Origin of the sequence: Falsibacillus pallidus (assembly GCF_003350505.1) — a bacterium.
In the GTDB taxonomy this organism is placed as follows: domain Bacteria; phylum Bacillota; class Bacilli; order Bacillales; family DSM-25281; genus Falsibacillus; species Falsibacillus pallidus.
The window spans coordinates 22,990-37,046 of record NZ_QQAY01000007.1; the positions used below are offsets into that span (position 1 = coordinate 22,990).

14 protein-coding genes are annotated in these 14,057 nt (G+C 45.8%); all 14 read left to right on the plus strand.

Annotated elements, in window-relative coordinates:
- The first annotated feature begins 89 nt into the window (after positions 1 to 89).
- The 14 genes from DFR59_RS12115 to DFR59_RS12180 all read left to right on the plus strand — a co-directional run bounded on the left by DFR59_RS12115 (position 90) and on the right by DFR59_RS12180 (position 14,038).
- Positions 90 to 1,331 (plus strand): serine hydroxymethyltransferase, encoded by a 1,242-nt coding sequence (locus tag DFR59_RS12115; protein ID WP_114745915.1) that lies wholly within the window; start codon positions 90 to 92, stop codon positions 1,329 to 1,331.
- A gap of 781 nt (positions 1,332 to 2,112) precedes the next feature.
- Positions 2,113 to 2,742 carry a uracil phosphoribosyltransferase gene (gene upp, locus DFR59_RS12120; RefSeq protein ID WP_114745916.1) on the plus strand — a complete coding sequence of 210 codons (630 nt, stop codon included), beginning with the start codon at positions 2,113 to 2,115 and terminating at the stop codon, positions 2,740 to 2,742.
- A 29-nt stretch (positions 2,743 to 2,771) separates the two neighbouring features.
- Positions 2,772 to 3,917, plus strand: coding sequence for a non-hydrolyzing UDP-N-acetylglucosamine 2-epimerase (gene wecB, locus DFR59_RS12125; protein ID WP_114745917.1), 1,146 nt, complete (start codon positions 2,772 to 2,774; stop codon positions 3,915 to 3,917).
- Positions 3,918 to 4,028: 111 nt separating this feature from the next.
- On the plus strand, positions 4,029 to 6,293 hold the full coding sequence (locus DFR59_RS12130) for a S8 family serine peptidase (RefSeq protein WP_114745918.1): 2,265 nt from the start codon (positions 4,029 to 4,031) through the stop codon (positions 6,291 to 6,293).
- Between the two features lie 496 nt (positions 6,294 to 6,789).
- Entirely contained in the window at positions 6,790 to 7,008 is a 219-nt protein-coding gene (locus DFR59_RS12135) for an AtpZ/AtpI family protein (protein WP_114745919.1), read from the plus strand.
- 6 nt (positions 7,009 to 7,014) lie between these two features.
- The gene (locus DFR59_RS12140; RefSeq protein ID WP_114745920.1) at positions 7,015 to 7,389 is read left to right on the plus strand and encodes an ATP synthase subunit I; all 375 of its coding nucleotides are present in this window, start codon (positions 7,015 to 7,017) and stop codon (positions 7,387 to 7,389) included.
- Positions 7,390 to 7,411: 22 nt separating this feature from the next.
- Positions 7,412 to 8,122, plus strand: coding sequence for a F0F1 ATP synthase subunit A (gene atpB / locus DFR59_RS12145; protein WP_114745921.1), 711 nt, complete (start codon positions 7,412 to 7,414; stop codon positions 8,120 to 8,122).
- A gap of 75 nt (positions 8,123 to 8,197) precedes the next feature.
- Complete coding sequence (gene atpE, locus DFR59_RS12150) at positions 8,198 to 8,410, plus strand: F0F1 ATP synthase subunit C (RefSeq protein WP_114745922.1); 213 nt, start codon at positions 8,198 to 8,200, stop codon at positions 8,408 to 8,410.
- Positions 8,411 to 8,599: 189 nt separating this feature from the next.
- A complete protein-coding gene (gene atpF / locus DFR59_RS12155) occupies positions 8,600 to 9,118 on the plus strand; it encodes a F0F1 ATP synthase subunit B (RefSeq protein ID WP_114745923.1) in 519 nt (172 codons plus the stop codon).
- Positions 9,115 to 9,651, plus strand: coding sequence for a F0F1 ATP synthase subunit delta (locus DFR59_RS12160; protein ID WP_114745924.1), 537 nt, complete (start codon positions 9,115 to 9,117; stop codon positions 9,649 to 9,651). The genes atpF and DFR59_RS12160 overlap by 4 nt, the downstream gene beginning before the upstream one ends.
- Positions 9,652 to 9,676: 25 nt before the next feature.
- The gene (atpA, locus tag DFR59_RS12165; protein WP_114745925.1) at positions 9,677 to 11,176 is read left to right on the plus strand and encodes a F0F1 ATP synthase subunit alpha; all 1,500 of its coding nucleotides are present in this window, start codon (positions 9,677 to 9,679) and stop codon (positions 11,174 to 11,176) included.
- Positions 11,177 to 11,222: 46 nt separating this feature from the next.
- A complete protein-coding gene (locus DFR59_RS12170) occupies positions 11,223 to 12,080 on the plus strand; it encodes a F0F1 ATP synthase subunit gamma (RefSeq protein WP_114745926.1) in 858 nt (285 codons plus the stop codon).
- A gap of 111 nt (positions 12,081 to 12,191) precedes the next feature.
- Positions 12,192 to 13,610: a F0F1 ATP synthase subunit beta gene (gene atpD / locus DFR59_RS12175; protein ID WP_114745927.1), complete on the plus strand. Its 1,419-nt coding sequence runs from the start codon at positions 12,192 to 12,194 to the stop codon at positions 13,608 to 13,610.
- Positions 13,611 to 13,633: 23 nt separating this feature from the next.
- Positions 13,634 to 14,038 (plus strand): F0F1 ATP synthase subunit epsilon, encoded by a 405-nt coding sequence (locus tag DFR59_RS12180; RefSeq protein WP_114745928.1) that lies wholly within the window; start codon positions 13,634 to 13,636, stop codon positions 14,036 to 14,038.
- Positions 14,039 to 14,057: the final 19 nt, after the last annotated feature.

Consider the following 14,057-nt stretch of genomic DNA (forward strand, 5'->3'; position numbering starts at 1 on the left):
GCCGCTCTGAAAACATGATAAAATAGGAGAGGATTTTCCTAATCACAGTGAAAACGGGTTTCAAACCGTTAATTTAAAGGGGGATACTCATGAGCAGCATTGCGCGTCAAGACCAAGAAGTGTATCAAGCGATTCAAGATGAATTAAAGCGTCAACGTACGAAAATCGAACTGATTGCCTCTGAGAACTTTGTAAGTGAAGCGGTAATGGAAGCACAAGGGTCTGTACTTACGAACAAATATGCAGAAGGATACCCTGGCCGTCGCTATTATGGTGGCTGTGAACATGTGGATGTTGTAGAAAATTTAGCGCGTGACCGTGCGAAGAAAATTTTTGGTGCAGAACATGCAAATGTTCAGCCGCACTCTGGTGCACAAGCAAACATGGCGGTTTACTTTACGGTCCTTGAAACCGGAGATACAGTATTGGGAATGAATCTGTCCCACGGTGGACATTTAACACACGGAAGCCCTGTCAATTTCAGCGGAGTTCAATATAATTTCGTTGAATATGGCGTGGATAAGGACAAGCAGGTCATTGATTATGAAGACGTGCGCCAAAAAGCGGTTGAACATAAGCCAAAGCTGATCGTAGCGGGTGCGAGCGCCTACCCGAGAGAAATCGATTTTGCTAAATTCCGTGAAATCGCGGATGAAGTCGGTGCCTACTTGATGGTGGACATGGCCCACATCGCTGGCCTTGTTGCTGCTGGGTTGCATCCAAATCCAGTTCCTTACGCAGATTTCGTGACAACAACTACTCATAAAACACTTCGCGGACCTCGCGGCGGAATGATCCTCTGCAAGGAAGAATTTGCGAAGAAAATTGATAAATCCATTTTCCCTGGAATCCAAGGCGGTCCATTGATGCATGTCATTGCGGCAAAAGCTGTGGCATTCGGGGAAGCGTTGGAAGATTCCTTTAAAGATTACGCTAAAGAAATCATTGAAAATGCCAAACATCTTGGAGAAGGCCTGAAGAAAGAAGGATTGGATCTTGTATCCGGCGGTACAGACAACCACCTGCTATTAGTAGACCTTCGCTCACTTGGCCTTACAGGTAAAGTAGCAGAAAAAGTCCTTGATGATATCGGCATCACCGTCAATAAAAATACAATCCCATTTGATCCGGAAAGCCCATTTGTGACAAGCGGAATCCGCATCGGTACGGCGGCAGTCACATCAAGAGGCTTCGGATTCGAAGAAATGGAAGAAATCGCATCTTTGATTGCTTTCGCATTGAAGAACCATGAAGACGAAGCAAAATTAAAAGAAGCAAGCGAACGCGTAGAAGCGTTGACAGCGAAGTTCACACTTTATCCAGAGAGATAAGGCGCTCATAAATCCAGATGCAGCTGATTTGTCGGCTGTATCTGGATTTTTTTGTGGTTTTTTTGGGGGGAAGGGGTTGCAATATAGCGGCGCAGCCGGACAAATTATCTCTTGTTCAGCCATCTGGGGGGATTTGCGCTCAACTTTAAGCGCTCACCGCCGCACTTTCTCGGTTTACCTTGCAACTTTCGGCTGCGACCGCGGCACTTTCGAGGTTGACCCCGCAACTTTTGGCACGCACCGCTCAACTTCACATATTTTGGATTCGTCTCATCGCATAAGGGGGTGCCAAATAGGGGCGCAGCCGGGCAAATTAGCTCTTGTTCAGTCACCTGGAGGAATTTGCTCTCAACTTTTTGCGTTCACCGCCGCACTTTCCGGGTTAACCCCGCAACTTTCGGCTGCGACCGCCGCAGTTTAGCGCAAAACTCCCGCACTTTAGGCGTCAACCGCTCAACAATCCATTTTCTGGAAACCAAACCCAGTTGCTTTCTATATTTCCACTACAATATAGGTGCCGGCAGAAGTAATCACCACTTCAAACCCTCTCAGCATAGTGATGGGACACCAAACCTGTCCCCCCGTCCCACGCCCCCGCCCCAGAATTGGGACACCAAACCTGTCCCCCCGTCCCGCCAATTTTTCACTTTTGTTACGTCTTTATATATCGTATTGCTCATTCGGGTGCTTTTCTGTAAAATAGTACGAAGTGTGAAGTTTTAGGTGTGCCGTTTATTTTTGGCAGGCAAACTGCAAAATAAGAAAAAAAGGAGCGAGTATGATGGGTAAAGTTTACGTTTTTGATCATCCATTAATCCAACATAAATTAACATACATCCGTGATTTGAATACGGGTACGAAAGAGTTCCGCGAGCTTGTGGACGAAATTGCTACATTGATGGCTTTTGAAATCACACGCGACCTTCCATTGGAAGAAGTGGAAATCGAAACGCCTGTAAGCAAGGCAACTGCGAAAGTCCTTTCCGGTAAAAAGCTTGGAATCGTTCCAATCCTGCGTGCAGGACTTGGCATGGTTGATGGAATCTTGAAATTGATTCCGGCAGCAAAAGTGGGACATGTCGGTCTTTACCGCGATCCTGAAACATTGAAGCCGGTAGAATATTACGTGAAGCTTCCAACAGATGTGGAAGAAAGAGACTTTATCCTTGTAGACCCGATGCTCGCAACAGGCGGTTCTGCCGTTGAAGCAATCAACTCCCTTAAAAAGCGCGGCGCAAAAAACATTAAGTTCATGTGCTTAGTTGCTTGTCCTGAAGGGGTTGAAGCAATCAAAGAGGCGCATCCTGAGATCGATATCTACATCGCTGCCCTTGATGAAAAGCTGAACGAAAAAGGCTACATCGTTCCTGGTCTTGGAGATGCAGGAGATCGTTTATTCGGCACAAAATAATTTCTAAAATCATAAAAGAAGGTGTTTTCATGGATCGGCCCATTAAAGTAATGACAATCTTTGGAACAAGACCTGAAGCAATCAAAATGGCTTCACTCGTATTGGAGCTGCAAAAATACCCGGATCATTTTGAATCCATTGTGACAGTAACAGCTCAGCACCGCCAAATGCTTGACCAGGTGCTTGGGATCTTCAATATTACGCCTGACCATGACTTGAACATCATGAAAGACAGGCAGACATTGATTGATGTGACAACTCGCGGATTGGAAGGCCTGGATCGCGTCATGAAAGAAACCAAGCCTGACATCGTCCTTGTTCATGGGGATACAACGACTACATTTGTAGCAAGTCTTGCGGCATTCTACAATCAAATTGTTGTCGGCCACGTTGAAGCAGGACTCAGGACGTGGAATAAATATTCTCCGTTCCCTGAAGAGATGAACCGCCAGTTGACTGGTGTCATGGCAGATTTGCACTTCTCGCCGACTGACAAAGCGGCTGACAATCTTTTGGCTGAGAATAAAAAAGAAGAGAGCATCTTCATCACTGGAAATACAGCAATCGATGCGTTGGAAACAACGGTAAAAGACGAGTATTCCCATGCAGTGCTTGAAAAAGTAGGGGATGACCGTCTGATCCTTTTGACTGCTCATCGCCGTGAAAACCTTGGACAGCCTATGAGGAATATGTTCCGTGCAGTCAAGCGTATCGTGGATGAGCAGCCGGATGTACAAGTCGTTTACCCGGTCCATTTAAATCCAGCCGTACGTGAAATTGCAGATGAAGTTTTAGGAAACGATCCACGCATCCATTTGATCGAACCATTGGATGTCATCGACTTCCATAACTTCGCTTCCCGCTCACATTTGATCCTGACTGACTCAGGCGGTGTTCAGGAAGAAGCTCCATCCCTTGGTGTTCCTGTTCTTGTCCTTCGTGATACGACAGAGCGCCCTGAAGGAATCGAAGCAGGAACATTGAAGCTTGCAGGAGTAGATGAAGAAACGATTTACAATCTTGCACATGAGCTCCTTACAGATCAAGCTGCTTATGAAAAAATGGCAAAAGCAGCAAATCCATATGGCGATGGAAATGCATCATTCCGCATCACAGAAGCCATCCGCTATTACTTCAAACAAAAAGAAGAACGTCCTGAACCATTCAGACCATAATATAAAGCCTGGTACGCCATGTGAAATACATTGGCATGCCAGGCTTTTTTTATTTTGTGCATAACCACTCTATTGAGAGATACCCTAAGGATTAAAAGGGGGGCGTCCGAAATGAAGAAAATTTCCGCAGCTGTGATCGCCATTTTATTTTTCACCATAATTTTACCGCAGCAGCCACTGAGTGCTGCGCTGGTTTCGTCTGCATCCACTACATTTTCATTGCCGCAGCTCCCGGAACCTTCCCCGAATGAACGAGTGGTCATGGTTTTTTCCACCAAAGAGACCCCTGACCAAGCTGAATTACAGCAGGTGGTCAAACATTTTCCTTCTATTAAAATCCGCTATGTTTTTCAAGAAGTGTTCTCCGGCTTTTCGGTAGAGGGCAAGAGGTCTAATCTCCAGAAGCTTGAAAAACAATTTCCCCACGTTCAGTACAGCTCGGAAGCCTATACCTATAAAGCGGACATGGAAGGGAGCGTCCCATTCATCGGCGCCGATAAAATCCGGGGCTACTTTGATCCAAAAGGACAGCGGCTGTCGGGGAAAGGCGTAAAAGTCGGGATCATTGACACTGGGATTGACTATAACCATCCAGATTTGAACCGGAACTATAAAGGCGGGCAGGACTTTGTCGACGGGGACAAAAATCCGATGGAATCAAGAAATAAAAATGGTGCTTCGACACTCCACGGAACGCATGTGGCAGGGATCATCGGTGCAAATGGCGTCATGAAAGGAGTAGCTCCTGAAGCAGAACTATATGCTTACCGCGCGCTCGGACCGGGGGGACATGGAACGTCTGACCAAGTGCTGGCAGCCATTGACCAGGCGGTAAAGGATCACGTCGACATCTTGAATCTTTCGCTCGGGACGGATGTGAATGCCCCCGACCTTCCAATCACTGAGGCGTTGAACAAGGCGGTAAGCAAAGGGGTGGTCGCTGTGACATCAAGCGGCAACAGCGGGCCGAATCTTTGGACGGTGGGAACTCCAGGTACGGCAAGCGACGCCATTTCAGTAGGAGCTTCGACACCACCGATGAAAATCCCGTTTCTTCATATTAAAAGAGGCAGAGTGGAAAAGGACATGAAACTCCTGCCGATGTTCGGAGGAGTGCCGTGGGGTCTGACGAAGACCTACCCAATCATTTATGGCGGGATTGGAAACAAGGAAGAGCTGAAGCGGGTTTCGGGAAAAATCGTCCTGATTCAAAGAGGGACGATCACGTTTGCTCAAAAAGTAAAGAATGCAGAAGAAAAAGGGGCAGTTGCTGTCATTGTTTATAACAATGAAAAAGGAGAGTTCCTCGGAAGTGTTGGGAAAGAATCCAGAATTCCCGCTGCAGCCATGAGCAGACAGGACGGAGAATGGCTGAAGAAAATGATAAAAAAGGGAACGATTCTTGGTCCGACCATCTATAAAGAAGAAGAAGACCGGCTGGCAGATTTCAGTTCGCGTGGTCCTGTGACAATCAACTGGGGAATCAAGCCTGACATCACAGCACCTGGCGTCAAAATCAGAAGCACCGTTCCCGGCGGATACCTTTCCCTGCAGGGGACGAGTATGGCTGCCCCCCATGTAGCTGGGGCATGCGCCATCCTGAAACAGGCGCATCCCGATTGGACGCCGGCAGAAATAAAGGCCGCCTTCATGAACACGGCCAAGGTCATGGTGGACGATAAAGGACTGCCGTATCATACGTATGAGCAAGGCGCAGGAAGGATCCAGCTCGAGGAAGCCATCAATACCGGGACGCTTGTCATGCCTGGTGCGTTATCCATTGGCAGGCTCCCTTCGAAATTGTTCATGGAAAAAGAAAAAGTCCTGACCATCCGCAATGTCAGCAAAGAAACGAAGCATTACCGCTTCATCACTCCTCCGAAAAGCGCAGGGATGGAGTTTGAGCTTCCAACGGCATTTTCGATTGGGCCGAATAGTGAAAAGAAAGTGACCATACGAGCAGAACGCATTGATGCATTTTCAAAAAAGAAAGATCTGATCGACGGCGCCATTTTTCTATCTGATGGAGAATCGACGATCCGGATCCCTTATTTATATGTGGTGAATGAACCAAGATATCCACGCGTGATGGGATTTGCAGTGGATAATGGAAAGAAAACAAATACGCTTCACTATGAAGTCTACCTTCCTGGCGGGGCGGAGGAATTTGGGATAGCCTTGTATGATCCTGAATCCATGAAATATCTCGGCCTATTGGATTGGCAGAAGAAAATCGGACCAGGTTTGAAGGAGAAAGAAGTTGTTTTTCCAAAGAACATCCGATTGGAGCAGATAGTTGCGGTCGCCTTTGCCCGGACAAAAGGACGGGAGGACTATCAGGAGTTGACTTTGCACATGAAAGAAAAAGGATCCTGATGGGTCCTTTTTTCTTTTTATGATAGATAAAAACCCAAAATTGATAGATATATCCATCCGCGGGTCAACCCCAATGCCGCAGACCCCTGTCAAGTGTCGAAAAAACCCACATTTTGAGGGAATATGTCATGGTTCCATTATCCTGAAAGAATCATTTTCCAATGGATTTATTATTTGGAAAAAATTAAATGACATGGGGATGGTTGTATAATTTCCAGTCATGTTTTATAGTAAAGGGGGCTTTAAAAAGGGGCATCAATATAGGTAAATAATATTTGATGAATTTGTGAACATTCGTCAAACATTATTAAAACATTGTGAACTTTTTCACCCGAAAGCAATTGACATGGTAGGGTGCCTATTGTATGCTAACAAAGGGTATAGGATGATAGGGTTTTCATAGATTTGGCGCGGATGAAAACGCTTTTTTGAAAATCGGAAAAGCCCAAAATTTTTTTACCCAAAAATCTCATTCTCGAATCGAGAGGATGCTCTTATGCGGCAAAAACAACGCCGTCCGTACCAAGCTATAGCTCTTTATACAGCTATACTTTCACAACTCGTCGGGGCCATTTTGATCGGCATCTTCGGAGGAAGATGGATCGACCAGAAAACAGGCACCGAGCCACTATTCTTAATCATCGGACTATTCCTGGGGTTAGCAGCAGGAATCTACACTATGCTCCGTTCAGTCCGACATTTCTCAGGAGACTAATCAAATATGCCGGAACTCCAGCAAATGTTTAACAGGCACCGCAAGTACATATTTTACCTCCTTGCCATCTACGTCCTTGGGTGGGGATTCACCGAGTATAAGACTATCTTTCTCGGACTGGTCCTTGGAACAGCTATAAGCTTGTTCAACCACTGGCTTATGGTAAGACGAACAGTGAAATTAGGCGATGCGGTACTAGAAGGGAAGAAAACGCGATCCCTCGGCACTGCTGCGCGGATGGCCGCATCTGTTCTTGGAGCGATTATCGTCATCCGCTATCCGGAAACTTTCCATCTCCTAAGTTTTATCATTGGATTAATGACAGCCTATATCGTCATTATGATAGATTACTTTTTTCATTATGTGAAATCAAATAAATAGCGGGGAAGAGAGGTGAAATTCATTGAATCATGAAGCTCCTTTACACGAGTTTTTGGGCCTAACTTTCAACTTAGCGAACGTATTGATGATCACTGTGGCATCTGCCATCGTATTCCTTCTCGCGGTTGCGTCCACTCGTCGTATGGCATTAAAGCCTACAGGAATGCAAAACTTCCTGGAATGGATAATGGACTTTGTGAAAGGCATTATCAAAAGTAACATGGATTGGAAAACGGGAGGCCGCTTTCACATCCTGGGAATAACTTTAATCATGTACATCTTCGTTTCCAACATGCTTGGACTTCCTTTCTCCATTGTCATAGATGGAAAGCTCTGGTGGAAGTCTCCGACAGCAGATCCAGCAATCACGCTTACGCTGTCATCCATGGTCGTCATCTTATCCCATTATTATGGAATCAAGATGAAAGGCATTGGCGAATACGGGAAAGATTTCCTCAGACCTATGTGGTTCTTAATCCCGCTAAAAATTATTGAGGAGTTTGCAAATACCCTCACACTAGGTCTTCGTCTTTATGGAAACATCTACGCTGGTGAAGTACTTCTTGCGTTGATCGCAGGTGGGCTTGCAACGGGTGTAGGCGGTACTATCGCAGCGATCGTTCCTATGATCGCATGGCAAGGATTCTCTATTTTCGTAGGGTCTATCCAAGCATTCATTTTCTGTATGTTAACGATGGTTTATATGGCTCACAAAGTCAGCCATGACCATTAATATATACCTGTTCAATTATTGAACAAAACATTATAGCCAAATTATTTTCTTATACATTAAAGGAGGAACTTTAGAATGGGTCTTATAGCAGCGGCAATTGCAGTTGGTCTTGCAGCAGTAGGTGCAGGTATTGGTAACGGTCTTATCGTAGGTCGTACAGTTGAGGGAATCGCACGTCAACCAGAATTACGCGGTACTCTTCAAACTACAATGTTCATCGGTATCGCACTAGTTGAAGCATTACCGATCATCGGTGTAGTTATTGCTTTCATCGTTCTTGGAAAGTAATCATCAGCCGAGTTAATAGTATTTTCGATGGCGAAGTTCGTCTAGGCGATTATCTTCGCCATTCCTTTATGTCCTAGTCTAACTGAACACACCATTTTTTTTGATAAATATAGAAGCGGTGCGTTATCAAACGCTAAGCTGTTTTCTGAATAAAGAATACAATCGATTCTTGAAGGGAGTGAATCGAGCATGTTAACACAAGCATTTGTCCTTGGAGAAGCTGGACATTTCAACGGGGGAGACATCATCTTCCAGTTGATCATGTTCCTGATCCTGTTAGCGTTGCTTAAGAAATTTGCTTGGGGTCCATTAATGGGCATCATGAAAGATCGTGAAGTTCATATTGCGAAAGAAATCGAAGCAGCTGAAATGAGCCGCGTCGAAGCAAATAAACTTCTTGAAGAAACTCGCGCCGAATTGAAGCAAGCTCGTGAAGAAGGGCATGCGATCATTGAAAATGCGAAGAAACAAGCTGATTTACAACGTGAAGATATGATTATTGCAGCCCGCGCGGAAGCTGTCCGTTTAAAGGAAGCTGCGAAGATCGAAATCGAAACTCAAAAAGAACAAGCTGTCGCGGCTTTACGCGAACAAGTGGCATCATTGTCTGTCATGATTGCATCTAAAGTGATTGAAAAAGAACTTGATGCATCTGCACAAGAGCAGTTGATCAGCCGCTACATTCAAGAGGCAGGCGAAAAACGATGAGCAGCGAAGCAGTAGCAAAACGTTATGCATTGGCACTTTTTCAGCTTGCCACTGAACAAAACCAGCTTGATTCCGTTGAGGAAGAGCTGCGCGTTGTAAAGAAAATCTTGATTGAAAACCCTGGGTTCGGACAAATCTTGTCATCTCCTAAACTGCCTCTTGTGCAGAAAAAAGAGATCTTGAAAGATACGTTCCAAGGAGCTTCACCATTTGTAATGAATACATTGATGATCCTTACTGATCGTCATCGAAGCGCATATATCCCTGCAGTAGCTGATTCTTTCATTGAATTGGCAAACGAGGCAAAAGGCATCGCAGACGCTGTTGTCTACTCTATCCGCGAATTGACGGAAGATGAGAAGCAGGCGGTTTCCGCAGCCTTTGCACCTAAAGTAGGCAAAACGCAGTTAAACATCCAAAATATCATCGATACGAACCTTTTAGGCGGAGTGAAGGTGCGAATCGGCAACCGTATATTTGACGGAAGCCTTCGCGGCAAACTTGATCGCTTAGAACGTGAATTAGTCGGATAACATTCTGAAATGAGGGGTGAAATTCATGAGCATTAAAGCTGAAGAAATCAGTGCACTGATAAAAAAGCAAATTGAAAACTATCAGTCAGAACTAAAAGTGGACGATGTAGGTACGGTTATCCAAATCGGGGACGGTATCGCTCGTGCTCATGGCCTCGACAGTGTCATGGCTGGAGAGCTATTGGAGTTTTCAAACGGTGTCATGGGTATGGCACAAAACCTTGAAGAAGGCAACGTCGGTATCGTAATCCTCGGACCTTACACAGGCATCCGCGAAGGTGACGAAGTACGCCGCACAGGACGCATCATGGAAGTTCCTGTTGGCGAAGAGCTTATCGGCCGCGTCGTGAATCCTCTTGGTCAGCCAGTTGATGGTCTAGGCCCAATCAATACTACAAAAACACGTCCAATCGAGAGCCAAGCTCCTGGTGTAATGGATCGTAAATCAGTTCATGAGCCGCTTCAAACAGGTATCAAAGCGATCGACGCTCTTGTGCCAATCGGCCGTGGACAACGTGAATTGATCATCGGTGACCGCCAAACAGGTAAAACATCTGTAGCGATCGATACAATTCTTAACCAGGCAGACCAAAACATGGTTTGTATCTACGTAGCAATCGGACAAAAAGAATCAACTGTCCGCAACGCAGTAGAAACTCTTCGCAAGCATGGTGCGCTTGATTACACAATCGTTGTAACAGCATCTGCATCACAGCCTGCACCATTATTGTTCCTTGCTCCATATGCAGGGGTAACAATGGGTGAAGAGTTCATGATCAATGGCAAGCACGTTCTTGTTGTGTATGATGATCTTTCTAAACAAGCATCTGCATACCGCGAACTTTCCCTATTATTACGCCGTCCTCCAGGCCGTGAAGCATTCCCTGGTGACGTATTCTACTTGCACAGCCGTCTATTGGAGCGCGCTGCTAAACTTAGCGACGCTAGAGGTGCAGGTTCTATCACAGCACTTCCATTCGTTGAAACGCAAGCTGGAGACATCTCTGCTTACATCCCAACGAACGTTATCTCCATCACTGATGGACAGATCTTCTTGCAATCCGATCTATTCTTCTCCGGTGTACGTCCAGCGATCAACGCAGGTCTTTCTGTATCCCGTGTAGGTGGATCCGCGCAAATCAGCGCAATGAAAAAGGTTGCAGGTACACTTCGTCTTGACCTTGCTTCTTACCGTGAGTTGGAAGCATTCGCTCAGTTCGGTTCTGACCTTGATAAAGCTACTCAAGCAAAATTGAACCGTGGTGCGCGTACAGTTGAGGTATTGAAGCAGGATCTGAACAAACCGATTAAAGTTGAAAAGCAAGTCATGATCCTTTATGCATTGACTCGCGGACATTTAGATGATATCGCGGTAGAAGATATCCGCCGCTTCGAAAATGAATTCCTAAGTTGGTTAGACCACAACCATACGGAAGTTCTAGACCAAATCCGCACAACAGGCAAGCTTCCTGAAGATGATGCAATGGTTGCTGCCATTACAGAATTCAAAAAGCTGTTTGCTTAATCCGGACTCCGGTCTAAAATCTTTCATACAAGGGTGGTGAGAACCAATGGCATCATTACGCGACATTAAAAATCGTATAACTTCTACGAAGAAAACGAGTCAAATCACAAAAGCAATGGAAATGGTTTCTGCTGCCAAGCTGAACCGTGCAGAAATGAATGCAAAGTCATTCGTTCCTTACATGGAGAAGATCCAGGAAGTAGTAGCATCCGTTGCACTCGGCAGTAGAGGTGTGACGCATGATATGCTAGTCTCCCGCCCCGTGAAAAAAACCGGCTATTTGGTCATCACATCTGACCGAGGTTTAGCGGGGGCTTACAACAGCAGCATTTTGCGCATGGTGAACAACACTATCCGCGAACGTCACAACTCAAAAGATGAATATGCAATCATTGCAATTGGCCGCATGGGCCGCGACTTCTTCAAGAAGCGCGACATGAACGTGGTTTTGGATATCGTAGGGCTGCCTGATCAGCCAGCATTCTCCGATATTCAAGAAATTGCAAGAAAAGCAGTCAACCTTTATGCTGACGGTACATTTGACGAATTAAATATGTACTACAATCACTACGTCAGTGCCATCCAACAGGATGTTACGGCGAAAAAGGTTCTGCCTTTGTCAGAAATCACTTCAAGCACGCCTTTCACATCTTATGAATTTGAACCGTCTCCAGAAGAAATTTTGGATGTCTTGCTTCCACAATACGCAGAAAGCTTGATCTACGGTGCATTATTGGATGGAAAAGCCAGCGAGCATGGTGCTCGTATGACCGCTATGAAAAATGCAACTGACAATGCGAAAGACCTTATTCACAACCTTACACTTTCATTCAACCGTGCGCGCCAAGCAGCGATTACCCAAGAAATCACGGAAATCGTCGGCGGAGCAGCGGCTCTGGAGTAGTAATTATATAATGACGGAAAAGCGGTGGGGCTTGCGGGCTGATCGGAGCACGCATCCCGCTGCCCTTTCCAATGGACATCAAGTCCAAATAGCTGGGTAGGAGGGAAAATGATGAACAAAGGACGCGTTCTACAAGTTATGGGTCCAGTTGTTGACGTCAAGTTTGAAAGCGGCCATCTTCCTGCAATCTACAATGCGTTAAAAATCGAAAGCATAGCAACAGCTACGGATGTTGCGATCGATTTAACGCTGGAAGTTGCCATTCACCTTGGCGATGACACAGTACGTACAATTGCCATGTCATCTACTGATGGTTTAAGACGTGGATTAGAAGTAATCGATACAGGGGCTTCAATTTCTGTACCTGTAGGGGATGTAACACTTGGACGTGTATTCAACGTTCTAGGTGAAGCAATCGACCTTAAAGAAGATGTTCCTGCAGAATTCCGCCGTGATTCCATTCACAGGCAGGCTCCTAAGTATGAGCAGCTTTCTACAGAAGTCGAAATCCTTGAAACAGGAATCAAAGTTGTTGACTTGCTTGCACCATATATCAAAGGTGGTAAGATCGGTCTCTTCGGTGGTGCCGGTGTAGGTAAAACGGTATTGATCCAGGAGCTTATCAACAACATCGCTCAAGAGCACGGCGGTATCTCAGTATTCGCTGGTGTAGGTGAGCGTACTCGTGAAGGTAATGACCTTTATCATGAAATGAGCGATTCAGGCGTTATCGGAAAAACAGCAATGGTATTCGGACAAATGAACGAGCCTCCTGGTGCACGTATGCGTGTTGCCTTGACTGGTTTGACAATGGCTGAATATTTCCGTGATGAGCAAGGACAAGACGTATTGTTCTTTATCGATAACATCTTCCGTTTCACACAAGCAGGTTCAGAGGTATCTGCCCTACTAGGCCGTATGCCATCTGCAGTTGGTTACCAGCCGACACTTGCTACTGAAATGGGTCTATTGCAAGAGCGTATCACGTCTACAAACGTTGGATCTGTTACATCTATCCAAGCTGTATACGTTCCTGCCGATGACTACACGGATCCGGCTCCAGCAACAACATTCGCTCACTTGGATGCAACAACAAACCTTGAGCGTAAATTGACTGAGATGGGTATCTACCCTGCCGTTGACCCATTGGCATCAACTTCCCGTGCACTTTCTCCTGAAATCGTAGGTGAAGAGCACTACGGAATTGCCCGCCAAGTACAGCAAACATTGCAGCGCTATAAAGAATTGCAGGACATCATCGCGATCTTGGGTATGGATGAGCTTTCTGACGAAGATAAGCTTATTGTTCAACGTGCCCGCCGCGTACAGTTCTTCTTATCTCAAAACTTCCACGTTGCAGAACAGTTCACAGGCCAAAAAGGTTCTTATGTAACTGTTAAAGAAACAGTAAGTGGCTTCAAGGAAATCCTTGAAGGCAAATACGACCATCTTCCTGAGGATGCATTCCGCCTAGTCGGACCAATCGAAGATGTAATCGAAGCAGCGAAAAAGATGGGTGTAGAAGTATAATATAGGGACCTGGAGGGTTAAAAATGAAGACCATAAAAGTCAGTATCGTTACTCCCGATGGCCCAGTGTATGAATCCGATGTGGAAATGGTAAGTACAAAGGCTCAAAGTGGTGAGCTTGGAGTGTTACCAGGACACATTCCAATGGTTGCTCCATTACAGATCGGTGCTGTCCGCTTGAAAAAAGCAGGCAAAACTGAGTTAGTTGCAGTAAGCGGCGGCTTCTTGGAAGTCCGCCCAACACAAGTAACGATTTTAGCACAAACAGCTGAAACGGCTGGAAGCATTGATATCGAGCGTGCGAAAGAAGCGAAAGCCCGTGCAGAGCAGCGCCTATCCGGAAACAAATCCGACGTAGACGTAAAGCGAGCCGAATTGGCCCTTCGCCGATCCACAAACCGTATCAACGTTTTCGAAAACCGCATCTAATAAAATTCCCCTTCACACT

Coding starts and splice junctions, on each gene's coding strand:
- DFR59_RS12115 (WP_114745915.1), top strand. CDS start 90: ATGAGCAGCATTGCGCGTCAAGACCAAGAAGTGTATCAAGCGATTCAA.
- upp (WP_114745916.1), top strand. CDS start 2,113: ATGGGTAAAGTTTACGTTTTTGATCATCCATTAATCCAACATAAATTA.
- wecB (WP_114745917.1), top strand. CDS start 2,772: ATGGATCGGCCCATTAAAGTAATGACAATCTTTGGAACAAGACCTGAA.
- DFR59_RS12130 (WP_114745918.1), top strand. CDS start 4,029: ATGAAGAAAATTTCCGCAGCTGTGATCGCCATTTTATTTTTCACCATA.
- DFR59_RS12135 (WP_114745919.1), top strand. CDS start 6,790: ATGCGGCAAAAACAACGCCGTCCGTACCAAGCTATAGCTCTTTATACA.
- DFR59_RS12140 (WP_114745920.1), top strand. CDS start 7,015: ATGCCGGAACTCCAGCAAATGTTTAACAGGCACCGCAAGTACATATTT.
- atpE (WP_114745922.1), top strand. CDS start 8,198: ATGGGTCTTATAGCAGCGGCAATTGCAGTTGGTCTTGCAGCAGTAGGT.
- atpF (WP_114745923.1), top strand. CDS start 8,600: ATGTTAACACAAGCATTTGTCCTTGGAGAAGCTGGACATTTCAACGGG.
- DFR59_RS12160 (WP_114745924.1), top strand. CDS start 9,115: ATGAGCAGCGAAGCAGTAGCAAAACGTTATGCATTGGCACTTTTTCAG.
- atpA (WP_114745925.1), top strand. CDS start 9,677: ATGAGCATTAAAGCTGAAGAAATCAGTGCACTGATAAAAAAGCAAATT.
- DFR59_RS12170 (WP_114745926.1), top strand. CDS start 11,223: ATGGCATCATTACGCGACATTAAAAATCGTATAACTTCTACGAAGAAA.
- atpD (WP_114745927.1), top strand. CDS start 12,192: ATGAACAAAGGACGCGTTCTACAAGTTATGGGTCCAGTTGTTGACGTC.
- DFR59_RS12180 (WP_114745928.1), top strand. CDS start 13,634: ATGAAGACCATAAAAGTCAGTATCGTTACTCCCGATGGCCCAGTGTAT.